General features: G+C 66.3%; 9 protein-coding genes and 1 pseudogene. 7 read left to right on the plus strand and 3 right to left on the minus strand.

The features are described 5' to 3' along the window. The first annotated feature begins 970 nt into the window (after window positions 1-970). Both KBX06_RS27040 and KBX06_RS27045 read left to right on the plus strand, forming a co-directional pair. Window positions 971-7,975, plus strand: coding sequence for an RHS repeat-associated core domain-containing protein (locus KBX06_RS27040; RefSeq protein WP_247686759.1), 7,005 nt, complete (start codon window positions 971-973; stop codon window positions 7,973-7,975). A gap of 55 nt (window positions 7,976-8,030) precedes the next feature. After that, window positions 8,031-8,468 (plus strand): hypothetical protein, encoded by a 438-nt coding sequence (locus KBX06_RS27045; protein ID WP_210839856.1) that lies wholly within the window; start codon window positions 8,031-8,033, stop codon window positions 8,466-8,468. A 432-nt stretch (window positions 8,469-8,900) separates the two neighbouring features. Here the strand turns inward: KBX06_RS27045 and KBX06_RS27050 are convergent, their stop codons facing one another. After that, entirely contained in the window at window positions 8,901-9,473 is a 573-nt protein-coding gene (locus KBX06_RS27050) for a GntR family transcriptional regulator (RefSeq protein WP_210839858.1), read from the minus strand. Between the two features lie 155 nt (window positions 9,474-9,628). Here KBX06_RS27050 and KBX06_RS27055 point away from each other — a divergent pair, with 155 nt between their 5' ends. From KBX06_RS27055 to KBX06_RS27075, 5 genes are read left to right on the plus strand one after another with little or no spacing between them, the layout of a single operon-like run. Further along, window positions 9,629-9,952: a hypothetical protein gene (locus KBX06_RS27055; RefSeq protein WP_210839860.1), complete on the plus strand. Its 324-nt coding sequence runs from the start codon at window positions 9,629-9,631 to the stop codon at window positions 9,950-9,952. Then, the gene (locus tag KBX06_RS27060; RefSeq protein WP_210839861.1) at window positions 9,949-11,412 is read left to right on the plus strand and encodes an FtsK/SpoIIIE domain-containing protein; all 1,464 of its coding nucleotides are present in this window, start codon (window positions 9,949-9,951) and stop codon (window positions 11,410-11,412) included. The genes KBX06_RS27055 and KBX06_RS27060 overlap by 4 nt, the downstream gene beginning before the upstream one ends. Beyond that, the gene (locus tag KBX06_RS27065) at window positions 11,409-12,722 is read left to right on the plus strand and encodes a replication initiator (protein ID WP_210839863.1); all 1,314 of its coding nucleotides are present in this window, start codon (window positions 11,409-11,411) and stop codon (window positions 12,720-12,722) included. The genes KBX06_RS27060 and KBX06_RS27065 overlap by 4 nt, the downstream gene beginning before the upstream one ends. Next, window positions 12,719-12,910: a helix-turn-helix domain-containing protein gene (locus tag KBX06_RS27070; protein ID WP_210839865.1), complete on the plus strand. Its 192-nt coding sequence runs from the start codon at window positions 12,719-12,721 to the stop codon at window positions 12,908-12,910. The genes KBX06_RS27065 and KBX06_RS27070 overlap by 4 nt, the downstream gene beginning before the upstream one ends. Continuing rightward, window positions 12,900-14,174, plus strand: a complete 1,275-nt coding sequence (locus KBX06_RS27075; protein ID WP_210839867.1) for a site-specific integrase — start codon at window positions 12,900-12,902, stop codon at window positions 14,172-14,174. The genes KBX06_RS27070 and KBX06_RS27075 overlap by 11 nt, the downstream gene beginning before the upstream one ends. A gap of 32 nt (window positions 14,175-14,206) precedes the next feature. On the opposite strand, the gene KBX06_RS27080 is transcribed toward KBX06_RS27075, so the two are convergent. Together KBX06_RS27080 and KBX06_RS27085 are read right to left on the minus strand one after the other, a co-directional pair. After that, window positions 14,207-14,386 carry a hypothetical protein gene (locus KBX06_RS27080; RefSeq protein ID WP_374225681.1) on the minus strand — a complete coding sequence of 60 codons (180 nt, stop codon included), beginning with the start codon at window positions 14,384-14,386 and terminating at the stop codon, window positions 14,207-14,209. 263 nt (window positions 14,387-14,649) lie between these two features. Continuing rightward, window positions 14,650-14,767: pseudogene (locus KBX06_RS27085) on the minus strand (IS5/IS1182 family transposase); the annotation flags it as partial.

Raw genomic sequence — 14,767 nt, forward strand, 5'->3', positions numbered from 1 at the left:
ATCCTCACCGAACCCGAGGCCGGACTGTTCACCCTCGCCCCGCCGGCGACGTCCGCGTAGCCCCCACCAGGGCCGCTAACGAACCGTCAAACCCACATCAGACAAAGCCTCCCGAACCACCCTCTGAGCCAGGCCGCTGGCGAGTTCGCCGCTGGCTTTCAGGTCCTCGTACCTTGAGCTACTGAACAGCTGCGCCAAGCGGTCCAGCTCTGCGCTCGGAACCGCCTCTCCCCGGTCGGTTCGGATGACCGCGCTGGCCGAGCTGCATGCGCTCACACCGCTGTCCTGGTCATCCGCTGAGCTAGCGCGCCGATGCACGGCCACCCCGGCGAGGCTGAGCAGGACGATACAAAGCACGACGCAGGTCAGCAGGAGGAGCCGGCGCCTGTGCTTCCGAGGCTCGGGGGCGGCGGGCGCGGTGTGAAGGTCGTGTTGGTCTGGCATTGCTGTCTGTTCCTTGGCTGCCGTGGGGATGAGTTTGCTCAGGGTGCTCAGGTCGACCCGGGGACAGGGACGTCTGTAGCTACTCGGCGGTGAGGCTTCGAACGTCGGTCAGGCCGAGGTTTGGTGAGGGAGGCGGGCCCAAGTGATCGATCAACTCACATGACGTCGTTGGGTGCAGGTTATCCGACGCTGTCGCAAAGGCTCGGGCTTGCGGGCCGACGACGTGGTGAAGGTGTGGTCTGCCGTCCGGCGAGGCAGATGGCGTAGGTGAGGACTCTTCAGTGCCGGGGGCATGCTGTCGCGCACTGGCGGCGACCACAAGAGCCAGCCGGGCCGGCTCTGGGAAGCCAGACCCAAACTTCCCCTTTGGAGGTCACTTGGGACGGTTTTGAGCGAACGACAGTGATCAATCGTTACCTTCTCGTGACCTTCTGTCCCTCGCGGCATGACACATTGTTCGCGCCACGGGGTGCTCTCGTAGATGCCCTCCGTGGTTTTGTTTGTCCTCGCTCACGTAGGGGTTTGGATGGCCAGGCACGGGGGGAAGCGGCTGCTCACGCGCCGCCAACGGCTAGTCGCGTTCCTTGCGATCGCGTCGGTCACCGCGGGAACGCTGTCAGGGGCGCCCGCGAGCGCGAAGACGCAGGAGGCCGGTCGGGTCCAACCTCCGGTGCCGTCACCTGGCCGGTCGGTCACCGGCGTGAAGCCGCTGCCTACCAAGTTCGTGACCTCCCGTGACGCAGCGAAGAACAATCATCGACCTACGCGCACCGAATGGCCGAAGCCCGCCGCCGCACAGGTCGATCTGACTCCTGTCGGCACCCAAGCCGCCGCTGCGCAGGGCAAGGTGCGGGCCGCAGGAACCCCGGTCTGGGTGCAGCCCACGGCAAAGCGCGGCGTCCCTTACGCCGGTCCCCAGCGCCTCGACGTCCGAGTGCTCGATCGCGCCGCGACCGAGGCTGCCGGTATCGACGGGGTCCTGCTCACCGTCGCTCCACAGGCAACAACGGCCTCGAAAACCCCCGGCGGCGCGTCTCTCCGGGTGGGGCTGGACTACGCCGGCTTCGCCGAAGCATACGGCGGAAACTACGGCTACCGGCTCAAGATCGTCCAGTTGCCCGCATGTGCGTTGACTACTCCGAAGCGGGCGGAGTGCCGCACCCTTCGGCCCTTGCCGTCGAGCAACGACGTCGCGGGTAAGACGGTGTCAGCGGAGATTCCGGCCAGCGCCATCGCGGGACAGACCGAGCCGGCCGCCACCGCGACCACAGTGCTGGCCGCAGTCGCGGGCGCAGGTGACGAAGGCGGCGCCGGTGGAACCTACGCCGCTACTGACCTGAATCCGTCCGGATCCTGGACCGCCGGCGGCAGCACCGGCTCCTTCAGCTACTCGTACCCGTTGACGGTGCCGTCGAGCCGCTCAAAGTTGGCTCCGCAACTGGCCCTGTCCTATAGCTCCAGCGCGGTGGACGGGCAGACCGCCGCGACTAACGCGCAGGCGTCCTGGGTAGGGGATGGCTGGTCGACACCACGAAACTATGTAGAGCAAACCTTTGTGTCCTGTAAAGACGATCCGCGCGGCAGCCCATCGCCGAAGAATACGTACGACCGCTGCTACGCCGGCCCTATCCTGACGCTATCGCTCAACGGATCGTCGGCGTCGATGGTGTGGGACGCGGGCAAAAAAACCTGGAAGCTCCAGAGCGACAACGGCTCGCTGATCAAGAAGGTAACCGGCTCCAACAACGGCAGCGACACTTACAACACCGATTACTGGCGGGTGACAGAGCCCGACGGCACTATCTACGAGTTCGGCCGTAACCGACTCCCCGGCTGGTCCGCGCAAAAACCCGAGACCAACTCGGTGGACTACTCGCCGGTCTACTCGCCGCATGACGGTGACCCCTGCTACGACTCTGCCGGCTTCACCGCGTCAGTCTGCACGATGGCGTACCGCTGGAATCTCGACTACGTCAAAGATGTCCACGGCAATGCCATGTCCTACTACTACAAGCAGGACACCAACTATTACGGTCGCGACGAGGGAACCAGCGACGTTCCCTATATCCGGGACAGTTGGCTGGAGCGCATCGACTACGGTTTCACCGACGGCAACGCCTACGGCACCGTGCCGAACAGGGTCATCTTCCACACCGACGACCGCTGCCTCTCCAGCACCTGCAAACCGCTAAACGACACCACCAAGGCCAACTGGCCAGACGTCCCGTTCGACCTGATCTGCAACCAAGGCACCGACTGCAGGTCGTGGAGCCCGTCCTTCTTCTCGACCGTCCGGCTTACCTCAATCGAGGCCCAGCAGTACAACGTGGCCAGCGCCAAATACGAACCGGTCGACTCATACGCGCTGACGCACACCATGCCGCCGACCGGCGACGGCACCGCCCCGACCTTGTGGCTCACGTCGATCACCCGCACTGGTCACGACCTCTCCTCCGGCGGCTCCACCACCCCGATCAGCCTGCCATCTGTGTCGTTCACCGGTATCAAACTGTCCAACCGTGTCGACGTCACCGGCGGTTTTCCGTCGTTCTACCGGCAGCGGATCGAAACCATCACCACCGAGACCGGTTCGGTCATAACCGCAAGCTACGAACTACCGCTGCTCTGCACTGCCCCGGTCACGACCAGCCCCGCCTCGAACACCAGGTCCTGCTATCCGGTCTACTGGGCCCCGGATGGCCTCACCAATCCGATCCGCGACTGGTTCCACAAGTACGCGGTGACGAAAGTCTCCGCCACCGACCCAACCGGCGGCGCGCCTAAGACCTCCACCAGTTACAAATACGTTGGCGGCGCCGCCTGGCACTACGACGACAACGAGGTCGTCAAGACCAAGTACCGTACCTACGGTCAGTTCCGCGGCTACGGCACGGTCGAAACCCGCAATGGCGATGTCGACAACGACCCGCAGACGCTGACGGTCACCGCCTACTACCGGGGCATGTCCAAGAACAACAACACCACCGTGGTCAACGTCAGGGACTCCGCCGGCGGCGACCACGAGGACCTCGACCAGCTCGCCGGCCGGGCTCTGGAGACCACGACATACCGCGGCGACGGCGGCCCGGTCGAGACCTCGACCGTAACCTCATACTGGGTCTCGCCTGCGAGCGCAACCCGAAGCAGGACTGGTCTGCCCGCGCTTACGGCGACAAGGACAGCGCCGATCCAGACCTGGAGCCGGCAAGCGGTAACCACCACCGGCACCACGACATGGCGCTACAGCCAAACCGACCACACGTACGACACCTCGGTCAACTCGCCGACCTTCGGTCTACTCAAGCACTCGTACGAACACTCCGTGCCCGTGCACCCCGCCTATGACCGCTGCACCAGCAAGACGTACGCGCCGACGAACATCGACGAGAACAACGACAAGAACATCGTCGGTTTGATCAGCGAGATCGAAACGGTCTCGGTGGCCTGCGGCGGGTTCACTCAGGGTTCCCCGGCGTCCGTGCCCGGAAGCGTGAACACACTGACCGCACCAGCCACCGTCAACAGGCCCACGCAGGTTGTCTCACACATCCGGACCTACTACGACGACCCAGCGTTCGACACCACCTTCCCCCAGCCCGTCGTCCCGACCAAGGGCATCGTGACCATGGTCCGCAAGGCAACTGGCTATGTTTCGGGCGCGTACGTCTACCAGACCACCGACCGCGCCGAATTCGACACCTACGGCCGCGCGGTCGGTGCCTACGACGCGAACGGCAACAAGACCACCACCAGCTACACGGATAACGCCGTTGGCCTGACCACGGGCACCAAGACGACGAACGCCGAGGGCCACTCGACGTCGTCGACGGTCACCCCGAAACGCAACCTGACCACGGTCACCACCGACGCCAACAGCATCGTGACCAGCCGACAGTTCGACGCTCTCGGCCGGGTCAAGGCGATCTGGCTAGCGTCCCGGGCGACCAGCAACTCGCCTCACTATCGCTACACGTACACCGTCCAGAAGACTGGGCCGACCGCCACCACCGTTGAGAAGCTGAACAACTCCGGCAGCTACGCCATCTCGACATCGATCTACGACGCGCAGCTGCGACCGCGCCAGACCCAAGTCGTCAGCCCGGCGGGCGGCCGATTGATCACCGACACCTTCTACGACAGCCGGGGCTGGGTGCGGGCCACCTACAACGGCTGGTGGGACGCCGCCAACAGCCCCGGTAACACCCCTGTCCATGCCTCCGACCTCGGCAAGAAGGTTCTCAATCAGACCTTCAACACTTATGACGGCGCCGGCAGGGCCATCCTCGTTGAGAACGCCCGGGACAACCTCGTCGTCTCATCCACCCGCACCGTCTACAACGGCGACCGGACCACGGTGCTTCCGCCGACGGGCGGCACCACCACCACCACTGTCACCGACCCGATGGGCCGCACCACGCAGCTACTTCAGTACACCGCCGCCCCGACGCTCGTCAGCCCGTCGAACTCCTTCACCGGCGCGTACTACCTGACCGGTGGGACAACGGTGGCAACCAGCTACGGCTTCGACGGGCACGGCAACCAGTCGACCCTCACGGACGCCGCTGGCAACACGTGGACCCGCGAATACGACCTACTGGGCCGGGTCACCAGCAAGAGCGACCCGGACGCCGGCATCAGCACCACCAAGTACGACGGCATCGGCAATATCACCGAGGCCACCGACGCCAGACTCAAGACCGTCTCTTACAGCTACGACAAGATCAACCGCAAGACTGGAAGCTTCGCCGCCAAGCAGGCCGCGCAGTCGTCGACCAACCAGATCGCTTCCTGGGTCTACGACAACGACAACGCGGCAGTGCCTGGAATGACGAATCCGATCGGAAAGCTCACTACCACCACCGCCTACCGCAACAACGCCGCCTACATCACCCAGTACAACGGCTTCAACACCTTCGGTGCCTCCACAGGCGAGACGATCACCATCCCGGCCACCGAGGGCCTGCTCGGCAACACCTACACAGTCGGCCACAGATACCTGGCCGTCACCAATGCGCCGTACAGCGACACGTACCAGGCCAACGGCGGTCTCCCGTCGGAAACGGTCACCTACGGCTACACCGGGGTGTTGGAGTTGCCGACCACCGCCAGCAGCCTGCTCGCCACCTACGCCAACGTCACCCACTACGACGCGTGGGGCAGGGTGACTGGCGGCGGGATCAACGCGAGCACCAGCCAGGCCACCCTCGTCAACACGTACGACGACCACACCGGTCGTCTGATGCAACGCAAGATCACGAAAACCACTACTAGCACCACGAATATTGGGCAACGGGACTACAAGTACGACCTGTTCGGCAACACCATCAAGCAGGTCGAGACCCGCTACCAACCCTCGACGGCCGCAGAGACACAGTGTTACCGCTACAACTCGCTGCGCCAAGTCACCTCCGCATGGACAGCCACTGACGACTGCGCGGTGACGCCGACCAGCAGCAACCGGTCGATGGTCAGCAGCGGAATCGGTTCGACCAGCGCCTACTGGACCGAGTGGACCGTGGACGCGCTCGGCAACCGCAAGAGCCAGAAGCAATACTCGCTGACCGGCGGCGACGACACCACCACCAACTACGTCTACAACGGCAATGGCGAGGGGCAGCCGAACACGCTGACCAGCACCAGCACCACGGGCGGGCTAACCGGCTCCACGGCGTACACATACGACGAATCCGGCAACATGACCACCCGCACCGCGGGCCGAGGGAACCAGTCCCTCCGCTGGGACGACACCGGCGAGCTGGCCGCGGTCACCGGAGGCACGGGCGGCGACAGCAGCTTCCTGTACGACGCCGATGGCAACCTTCTGATCCAGAAAGACCCCGGCCAGGCAACCCTGTACCTGCCGACTCAGCAGATCACCCTCAACACCAGCACCCAAACTCTGAGCGGGGTGCGGTACTACCCGCTGCCCAATGGCGCGACTGCCGTGCGGACGGGCACCGGCGTCAATTACAGCTACATGATCCCCGACCACCAGGGCACACCAAGCCTCTATCTCAACAACACCGCACAGGTTCCCACCTGGCGGCAGTACACCCCTTATGGTGAGCCACGCGGGGCGACGGTGACCTACCCCGACAACCGTGGCTTCCTCAACCAGCCGCTCAACACCAATACAGGACTCACTCAGGTAAGTGCCCGCAACTACGACCCGACAATCGGCCGCTTCGTATCCCTTGACCCTCTGCAGGACCTTGCGGACCCGCAACAGTGGAACGGGTATGCCTACGCCAACAACTCGCCGGTAACCTTCAGCGACCCCAGTGGCCTCATCAACGACGACTGCGCGATCTTCGACTGCTACGGATACAGCCCCACCGAAGGCTGTCCGCATGGCTGCGGCTCTACCGACAACGTCACTTGGGGAACCGGTCAAGGACTGAGCGGCACCGCCCCCAAAAAGCGCAACGACCCACGAATCCTCGGCAATGTCATCCGAGTTCCGGAGACAATTTCGCTGGAAGAGTTCACCCGGCGCTGGAACGCGCAGCGTGCCAACTGGTTCGGTGGAAGCAGGTCGTATTTCACAAACGATGAGCTAGTGGCGTCGGACGAGCGTACGCTCGCTATGAACATTTGTCACGAGATGGGTCGACCCGGCGGATGCCAGGAGTGGATCGAGGAGCTCTACAGCCCTTACTTCGACTTCCTGGCGGCGACCTTACCCTCCGACGACCTGATCCCCGGTGGGACCGGTGCTCTCGGCGCCGCCGCCGGCGCGGGCCGCACAGCGGGAGGCAGCCGCCCTGGTGGAAGTGGCTGCAGCTGTGGCTGCAAGAGCTTCAGCGGCGATACCGAGGTCCTAATGGCCGACGGGACAAAGAAGCGCCTGGACGAGATTTCGCCTGGCGACGAGGTCATGACCTCGGACCCGGAGGCCGGTGAGCAGGGACCCCGGGTCGTAACGGACGTCTGGGTCCACTCCGACGATCTGATCAGGCTCGATCTCGCCGGGGGCTCGGTCATGACGACCGAGGATCACCCCTTCTGGAACCATACAGACCGCGAGTGGCAACGGGCCGACGAGCTCGACACAGGCGATGTCGTCAAGACCATGGATGGAGGGACGAGGTCAGTCATCGGCCTCCGCCTCGTCACCGGCCGCACGGACCTCGCCTACAACCTGACCGTTGACGGCATTCACACGTACTATGTGCTCGCCGGCAACACGCCAGTGCTGGTGCACAACGACAACGGCGGCATTGACCTCAGCAAGGCGACCCCTTGGCAGGGGGGACGATTCCCGGTGGGTGGCGCGCTTGACGGAGGCGGACCAGCGAACGGAATTCTTTACCGCACTCAAAATGGTGCCATTAGCAACTACGCCGTATACGATGCGGATGGCGTTATCTTGCGGCGAGTTGATTTGGTTGGTGCCGCACATGGCGGAGTGCCGACACCTCACGTCCAGGAGTTCAGCCGGAACGTGACTCCTGACGGTCGGGTCTTCCCGCAGCAAAGCAAGATTGCGACACCGGCTGGCCCGGGGGATCTTCCGCGCATCGGGTGCTGATAAACGCAGGTGGGACGATGCCAGGGCCAGAAGAGTAGAGAGAGGCAGGCAAGCCGTGGATCTTAGCAAGCTTCCCCAGCTAGAGGGCTGGATCAGGGCTGGCGAGGCGTTCGATCCAAGAACCTTTCTGCAGTCCACGGCGACCGTGGGCGAGGCTGCCGCCATGTCGATGCTCTTCTGGCCCGAGTTCACCGAGTATCGCAATGGCGTCTTCTTGGGCTTTCTCTTCGAGCGGCGCGGAGTCGATGTCTGGTTCGATGAACTCAAGGGAGATGCGAGCGCAGTCGAGGATGTTGTCAACCACGTTCATTTGTGGGACGTGTTTGCACCGAAGTCAGAAGCTGAATACGCCGTGTTGGCCGAGCTGGCCCCGCGCATTGCGACGATGTGGCGCGCGGCGCTCAAATCCGCATTCCCCACCCGAGACTTCGTCGTCTCCGTGGCCGATGCATCAGAGGATTATGGACCCACGATTTCGATTCGATCAGCCTAATCGCTTCATTACCGAAAGTATCGATCTCGCCCCGTTCTGCGCAGGTGGGTGTGGTTGTTCGCCTGGGTTGCTGTCACGGTTGCTGTCAGATGGTTAGTAGGTATGGAGATGAATAGATGTAATTGCCCGAATGTGACTGTGCGTGAGGTCTGTCCGGTGGCGCGGCGCGTAGCGTCGTGGCGGCGATCGCCGGGAGGTGTCGCGGTGCCTACCCGGTGAAGCGATCGTCACGGCCTGGTGTCCCCGGAAGCTGCTCCTCGCGGCGCCGATGGCTGGCTGAGTTGGCCGTTAGGGTCGCCCTTTGCGTGGGCGCGTGCGCGCGGGGCCGTAGGCCTGTAGCGCGTGCGCGCGCGGCCCGGCGCATGCCGGGCCGTTCTTGATCTGGTGAAGCAATTCTTAGCCCAGTGGGTCCGTCGGTGGCGGGCTGCTGGGCTATGCCTTGGGGTTGCGGCGTGCCTTCTTCGGTGTCGGCGGCTCGGCGGGCTCGGGCGCTTCGCTGGCGGCGGCTCGTCCGAGGTTGGCTTCGTAGGCGGCGAGGTCGTCGGCGAGGTCGGTGTGTGCTTGTTGGAGGGTGGCGAGTTCTTCGGTGGCTTGCCAGGCGGCGGCGGTGTCCTTGTTAATGAACGCGTCGACGATCTTGCCGCTGATGCGGTCGCGCTCGAGTAGGTAGAGGGCGAGGCGCCGGTTCAGTGCCGGGTTGTCGCCGATGACCGGCGTCTGGGCCGTCGCGGCGATGGGCCGGCCGTCGGCGTCGGTGCCGATGCGTTCGGGGGCCTGAGGGTGGACGAAGGTGCCTTTGCCGACGACGGCGTAGGTGAGGCCGCGGTGTTGCAGCTCGCGTAGCGCGCGTTGGGCGGTCATGGAGGCGACGCCGTAGGTTTCGGCCATGCGCCGGGCGGTGGGGAGGACGTCGCCGGGGGCGAGTTTGCCGGTGCGGATCTGGTCGACGATGTCGTCGACGACCCGTTGGAACAGGGCGCGTCGGTCGTCGGCGTCGTGCGGCATGTGCTGATCGTAGTCGTGTTGTCCTGATTGAGCTACACGGGCTACCCAAGATTCTTGGGCTAAACCCCTTGACTAGATCGCGATTGTCACGTGAAGCTTAGGAAGCCTAGTAACCGTGCCGTTGGGGTGTGGTGGGCGAACGAAGGAGAACGCTCGTGTTGGTACTGCCGATTGACGGTGGTAGGGGACTGCTGGTGCTCGCTGGGGCGACACCGCAGTTCAAGGACAAGGAGAACGGGGTTGCCGCCACGGACCGCGCCACGGGTGCGCCGTTGGTGGAGGTGCCCCTGGCGTTGACGGCCGACGGTGGGACTCCGCAGGTGTTGCGGGTGTCGGTGCCGCAGCCGTCGGTGCCGAAGGACCTCGCGGTCGGCCAGTGGGTGAAGGCGACCGGGCTGACGTTGGTGGCGGGGGAGAAGAACGGCCGGCCGTGGCAGATCTTCCGCGCGTCGGCGTTGACGGCGGTGAAGCCTGGATGACGACGATCGATTCAGCTCAACTGAGGCTGCTCACCGTGGTTCCCGCCGTGCTGCTGGGCGCGGCGGCCGTCGTGGTGGTCGCCTGGTTGGCCGCGCATCTGGTGCGGTATCTGCTGGCAGACGCCGAGATTCGGCCCGCGATACGCGTCGGCTGGCGGATCCGATACACGTGGCGGCGTACCGCCGTGCGGGTGGGCCTGGGCCAGACCGAACACGTCCGTCCGCCGTGGTGGTCGTCCCGGCCCCAGACGGTGCTGGTGCGGCGGGAGTTGGTTCCGGCGGTCCGGGTGCGGGCGCGGCGGTGGGGTGTCGAGGTGGACGCCTCCACGGTCGGCCGGCTCGGCCTGGTCGAGTTCCAGCATGCCGCCGGGCATCTCGCCGACGCGTGGCGGGTGCCGCAGGTGCGGGTAGCGCAGGTCCGTCCCGGTTTGGTCCGGCTGCGGGCGCTGCTGGTCGACCCGCTCACCCGACCGACCGCCTGGGACGGGCAAACCACGACCGCCGACCACCTGGAGACGTGGTCGGCGGGTGTCGACGCCGACAGCCAGCCGGTCACCATCCGCTTCTCCGGGGTGTCCGGGGTGGTGGTCGCGGGGCTGGCGGGCTTCGGCAAGACCTCGCTGCTGAACGCCCGGTTCTGTCAACTCGCACCGAGTCCGGCGGTGCAGTTCGTGTTGATCGACGGCAAGGGCGGCCCGGACTACGACGACCTGTTCCGTCGGGCGTGGCTGTCGGCGAAGGACGACCCGGAGCAGGTCCGTGATCACCTGGTGCGGGTGCATGAGCTGATGACGGGCCGTCAGCGGTGTATCCGGGCGGTGCTCGGGGTGAAGAACGTGTGGCATCTCGGCCCGTCCGCCTCGTGGCCGCTGGTCGTGGTGGTGATCGATGAGGCGCACACGTTCTTCAACGAGTCCAAGGGCACCGACGCCGAGTCGAAGAAGCGCGACGCGGTGGCGCGGCAGACGGCACGGCTGGTGGAGGAGTTGGTGCGTAAGGGCCGCAACGTCGGTATCCAGGTGATCCTGGCGACGCAGAAGGCGACCGGTGATGCGATCCCGACGAAGATCCGGGACAACTGCCAGGTAGCGGTCAGCTTCGCGCAACGCACCAGCGAGGCGGCCACGGCGGTCCTCGGCTCGGACATCACCGGCTTCCCGGATGAGCATCCGCGCCGGTTGCAGGACCCCGCCTACATCGGGGTCGCCTCGATGATCGCCGAAGGCCGACCCGGGTTCACCCTCGTGCGCACCCCGTACGTCAGTGACGAGGCCGCTGACCGGATCGCGGCGGACACCGCCGGACTGGTGCGCGACCCGCTGCGGCTGCTCGCCGATGCTGCCAGGGCGAACCGTCCCGGCAGCCAGGACAGGGAGGGCGGCGGCTCATTCCGCCAAGAACACTCCGCCGCTCTCCCCGCAAGCAGCCCTCCCACGAGTGGAGAGGGGCTGCGCCGATGATGCCATCCACCCCTCACGGCGTCGACCTCGACGCCCTGCTCCGCATCGCCGCCGCTCACGAGGTTGAGGGACGGGTCGGTGTATGCCGGCATCCGATCCGGTTGACCGGGCGTGGTCTGCTGGTCGAGGCCGGGACCGGCCGTGTCCTCGCTGACACCGGCGACCGGCAGGCGATTACGGTGCGGTGCCGTAACCGGCGTGCCGTGCGGTGTCCGGCGTGTTCGACGTTGTACAAGCTCGTTGCCTTCCACCTGATCGCCGCCGGGCTCCGCGACGAGCCCACGGAGGCGGTAGGTGGCGTACCTCGGCCGCGGGTGTTCGTGACGGTGACCGCGCCGTCGTTCGGGCCGGTGCACCTCGGACCTGCAAGGGCCGGCGTCCTTCGTCCTTGCCACCGTGCCGGGGCTGGCTGCGGCCGGTGGCACCTGCCGGGCGATCCGCTGATCGGCACCCCCCTCGAACCGGGTGGCTATGACTATCCGGGGCAGGTGTTGTTCAACGCACATGCGGGGATGCTGTGGGCGCGGTTCACCACCGAGGCACGCCGCACGCTCGCGGCTGTGGCGGGCCTGTCCCGGCGTGAGGCGGCACGGCAGGTGCGGATGGCGTTCGCCAAGGTCGCCGAGTTCCAGGTGCGGGGCGTGGTCCACTTCCATGCGATTGTCAGGCTCGACGGACCGGACGGCCTGCCGACCCCGCCGCCGACCTGGGCCACAACCCACCTGCTGGAAACCGCGATCCGCCGGGCGGTCCCCGTCGTCGCCGTCGCCACGCCAGCGGTCGTCGGCGGGCGTGTGCTGCGGTGGGGGCGGCAGGTCGATATCCAGCCGCTGCCAGCGGGGGATGTGGTGGTAGCCCGGTACGTGGCGAAGTACGCCACGAAGACCGCCGAGGCCGTCGGCGTTGACGTGCCACCGCTGTTCTGCCCTGCTTGTCGAGGCGACGGCCTGCGCCCCGGCGACGACGCTCGGCGCTGGTGCCGGGTCTGCTCGGGCACCGGCCGACGTTCCGGCATCAGCCTCGACCGGCTTCCCGCGCACGGCCGGATGTTGGTGGAGACCTGCTGGCGGCTCGGCGGACTGCCCGACCTGCGAGGGCTGCGGCTGCGCCGGTGGGCGCACCAACTCGGCTACCGGGGCCACGTCACCAGCAAGTCACTGGCCTACTCGACCACCTTCGCCGCGCTGCGCGGTGAGCGGCGCCGCTGGCGGCTGACCCGACACGCCGAAGCTATCGGCGTCGACCCGACCACCGACCTGCTCACCGTCGGGGACTGGCGCTACACCGGCCAACTCGGGGAGGACACGTGACCAGCCCCGACCTGTTGACCGTCACCGACGTGATGGCCCGGCTGCAAGTCGGCCGCCACACCGTCTACGACCTCATCCGCTCACGCCGGCTGTACTCCGTCCGCATCGGCCGCTGCCGCCGCATTCCCGCCCGGTCCCTGGCCGGCTACCTCGACTCACTGACCAAGGAGACCGATCATGGCCGGTAGAAAGGCCAACGGCGAAGGCACCATCTACCAGCGCGCCGACGGTCGATGGTGCGGCGCCGGCTACGTCCTCGCCGCCGACGGCACCCGCAAGCGCATCTACGTCTACGGCGCCACCCGCCGGCAGGCGGCGGACAAGCTCGCCGAAAAGCTCGCTGACTCGAACCGGGGCCTGGTCGTGGCCGCCGACCCGAACCTCACCGTCGGCGACTACCTGACCGCGTGGCTGACCGGCGTCGCCCGGCACCGGCTTCGGGCGACCACCTACGTCACGTACGAATCCCTGGTCCGCCGGTTCCTGATCCCCGGCCTCGGCGGGCGGAAACTCGGCACGCTGACGGTGCGGGAGGTGCGGACGTTCCTCGACCGGCTCCCAAGCGTGTGCCAGTGCTGCGCGCAGGGTTGGGACGCCAAGCGGAACCCGAACCATCCGGTCAAGGCACGTCGGCCGCGCTGCTGCGCCATCGGCAACTGCTGCCGCAAGCACATCCGCCCGGCAACGGTCCGCTACATCCGGGCAGTGCTGTCGGCCGCCCTCGCCGACGGCGTACGCGAAGACCTCATCGGCCGCAACGTCGCCAGCTCGGTACGGCTACCCACCCCGCGCAGCGACTTCCAACCATTCACCGCCGGCGAAGCCCGCCGCTACCTCCTCGCCGCCGCCTACCACCGCCACGGTCCACTGTTCGAAGTGGCGCTACGCACCGGGCTACGGCGCGGGGAACTGCTCGGCCTGCGCTGGGACGACATCGACCTCGACACCGGTCACCTGTACGTGCGACGCACCCTCGCCCGCACCCGAGGCGGCCCCACCTTCCAGCCGGTCAAGACCCACCGCTCCGCACGGCGCATCGTCCTTCCCCGCGACTGCGTCACCGCGCTCAAGCGCTACCACAGGCGGCAGGACATCGACCGGCGCGAGGCCGCCGACGACTGGAACGAAACCGGGCTCGTGTTCACCACCAGCACCGGCGGGCCGATGGACCCGGCCGCGGTACACCGCCACCACCAGGCCATCTGCGAACTCGCCGACGTCCGCTACATCCGCTTCCACGACCTGCGACACACCTGCGCCACGCTGCTACTCGAACAGGGCGTGGACCTGGTGACGATCAAGGACCTGCTCGGCCACGCGCAGATCCACACCACCGCCGACATCTACTCCCACGTCCGGCTCCGCCTACAACGCCACGCCATCGAGTCCATGGACCAGGCGCTGCAACCCGACCAACCCGACGACGACCACGACATCGACTCCGACGACTGAACGCGACGAGCCGAGAACGCGCCCCGCTGGGATCACCGCCCCGGCGGGGCGCTCTCGTTGCTGTGGCGGCCGTCGGATGGCTCGTATGGCCAGGTGAAGAACCGGCGGTAGAGCGTCCCCGACGTGGTGGTGGGCATGTCCACGCACGCCTCGACGAAGAACCGCGACAGGTAGAGCATCAGCGACACCCGCGCCCCAGCGAACTCGGCCAACAGTTGCCGCTTGCGGGTGAGACACGGCCACGCCTGCCCACACCCGGCGCAGGTCCAGGCCGGGCGAACCGGCACGTGCATCGACATCGCTGCTCAACCCTCCGGGCACGTACGTGGTCTACGGTGGGAGGGCCGGACACGCACCCGGATATGAAGAATGCCGATCTTCATAACCGGTCCCGGCCCTCCCGGAACAGCACCAGCCAGGTCCGGACTCGATGCACGTCCCCGCTGGGCCTGCCACCAGGATCAGGGAGCCCTTTTCATCCTGCGTAGCGGTTGGATTCGGTGCGGTGCAGGACGAGGATCGCCTGCACGATCGCGGTGGCTCGGCGTGGGCAGCAGCGCAGCTTGGCCAGGATCTTCCAGGTTTTGAGCGTG

Origin of the sequence: Micromonospora sp. C31, from assembly GCF_018070575.1 — a bacterium.
Taxonomy (GTDB): domain Bacteria; phylum Actinomycetota; class Actinomycetes; order Mycobacteriales; family Micromonosporaceae; genus Micromonospora.

Excerpts from the sequence above, each read along its gene's own strand:
- KBX06_RS27040 (WP_247686759.1), top strand. The coding sequence starts at position 971 with ATGGCCAGGCACGGGGGGAAGCGGCTGCTCACGCGCCGCCAACGGCTA.
- KBX06_RS27050 (WP_210839858.1), bottom strand. The coding sequence starts at position 9,473 with ATGCCGCACGACGCCGACGACCGACGCGCCCTGTTCCAACGGGTCGTC.
- KBX06_RS27060 (WP_210839861.1), top strand. The coding sequence starts at position 9,949 with ATGACGACGATCGATTCAGCTCAACTGAGGCTGCTCACCGTGGTTCCC.
- KBX06_RS27065 (WP_210839863.1), top strand. The coding sequence starts at position 11,409 with ATGATGCCATCCACCCCTCACGGCGTCGACCTCGACGCCCTGCTCCGC.
- KBX06_RS27075 (WP_210839867.1), top strand. The coding sequence starts at position 12,900 with ATGGCCGGTAGAAAGGCCAACGGCGAAGGCACCATCTACCAGCGCGCC.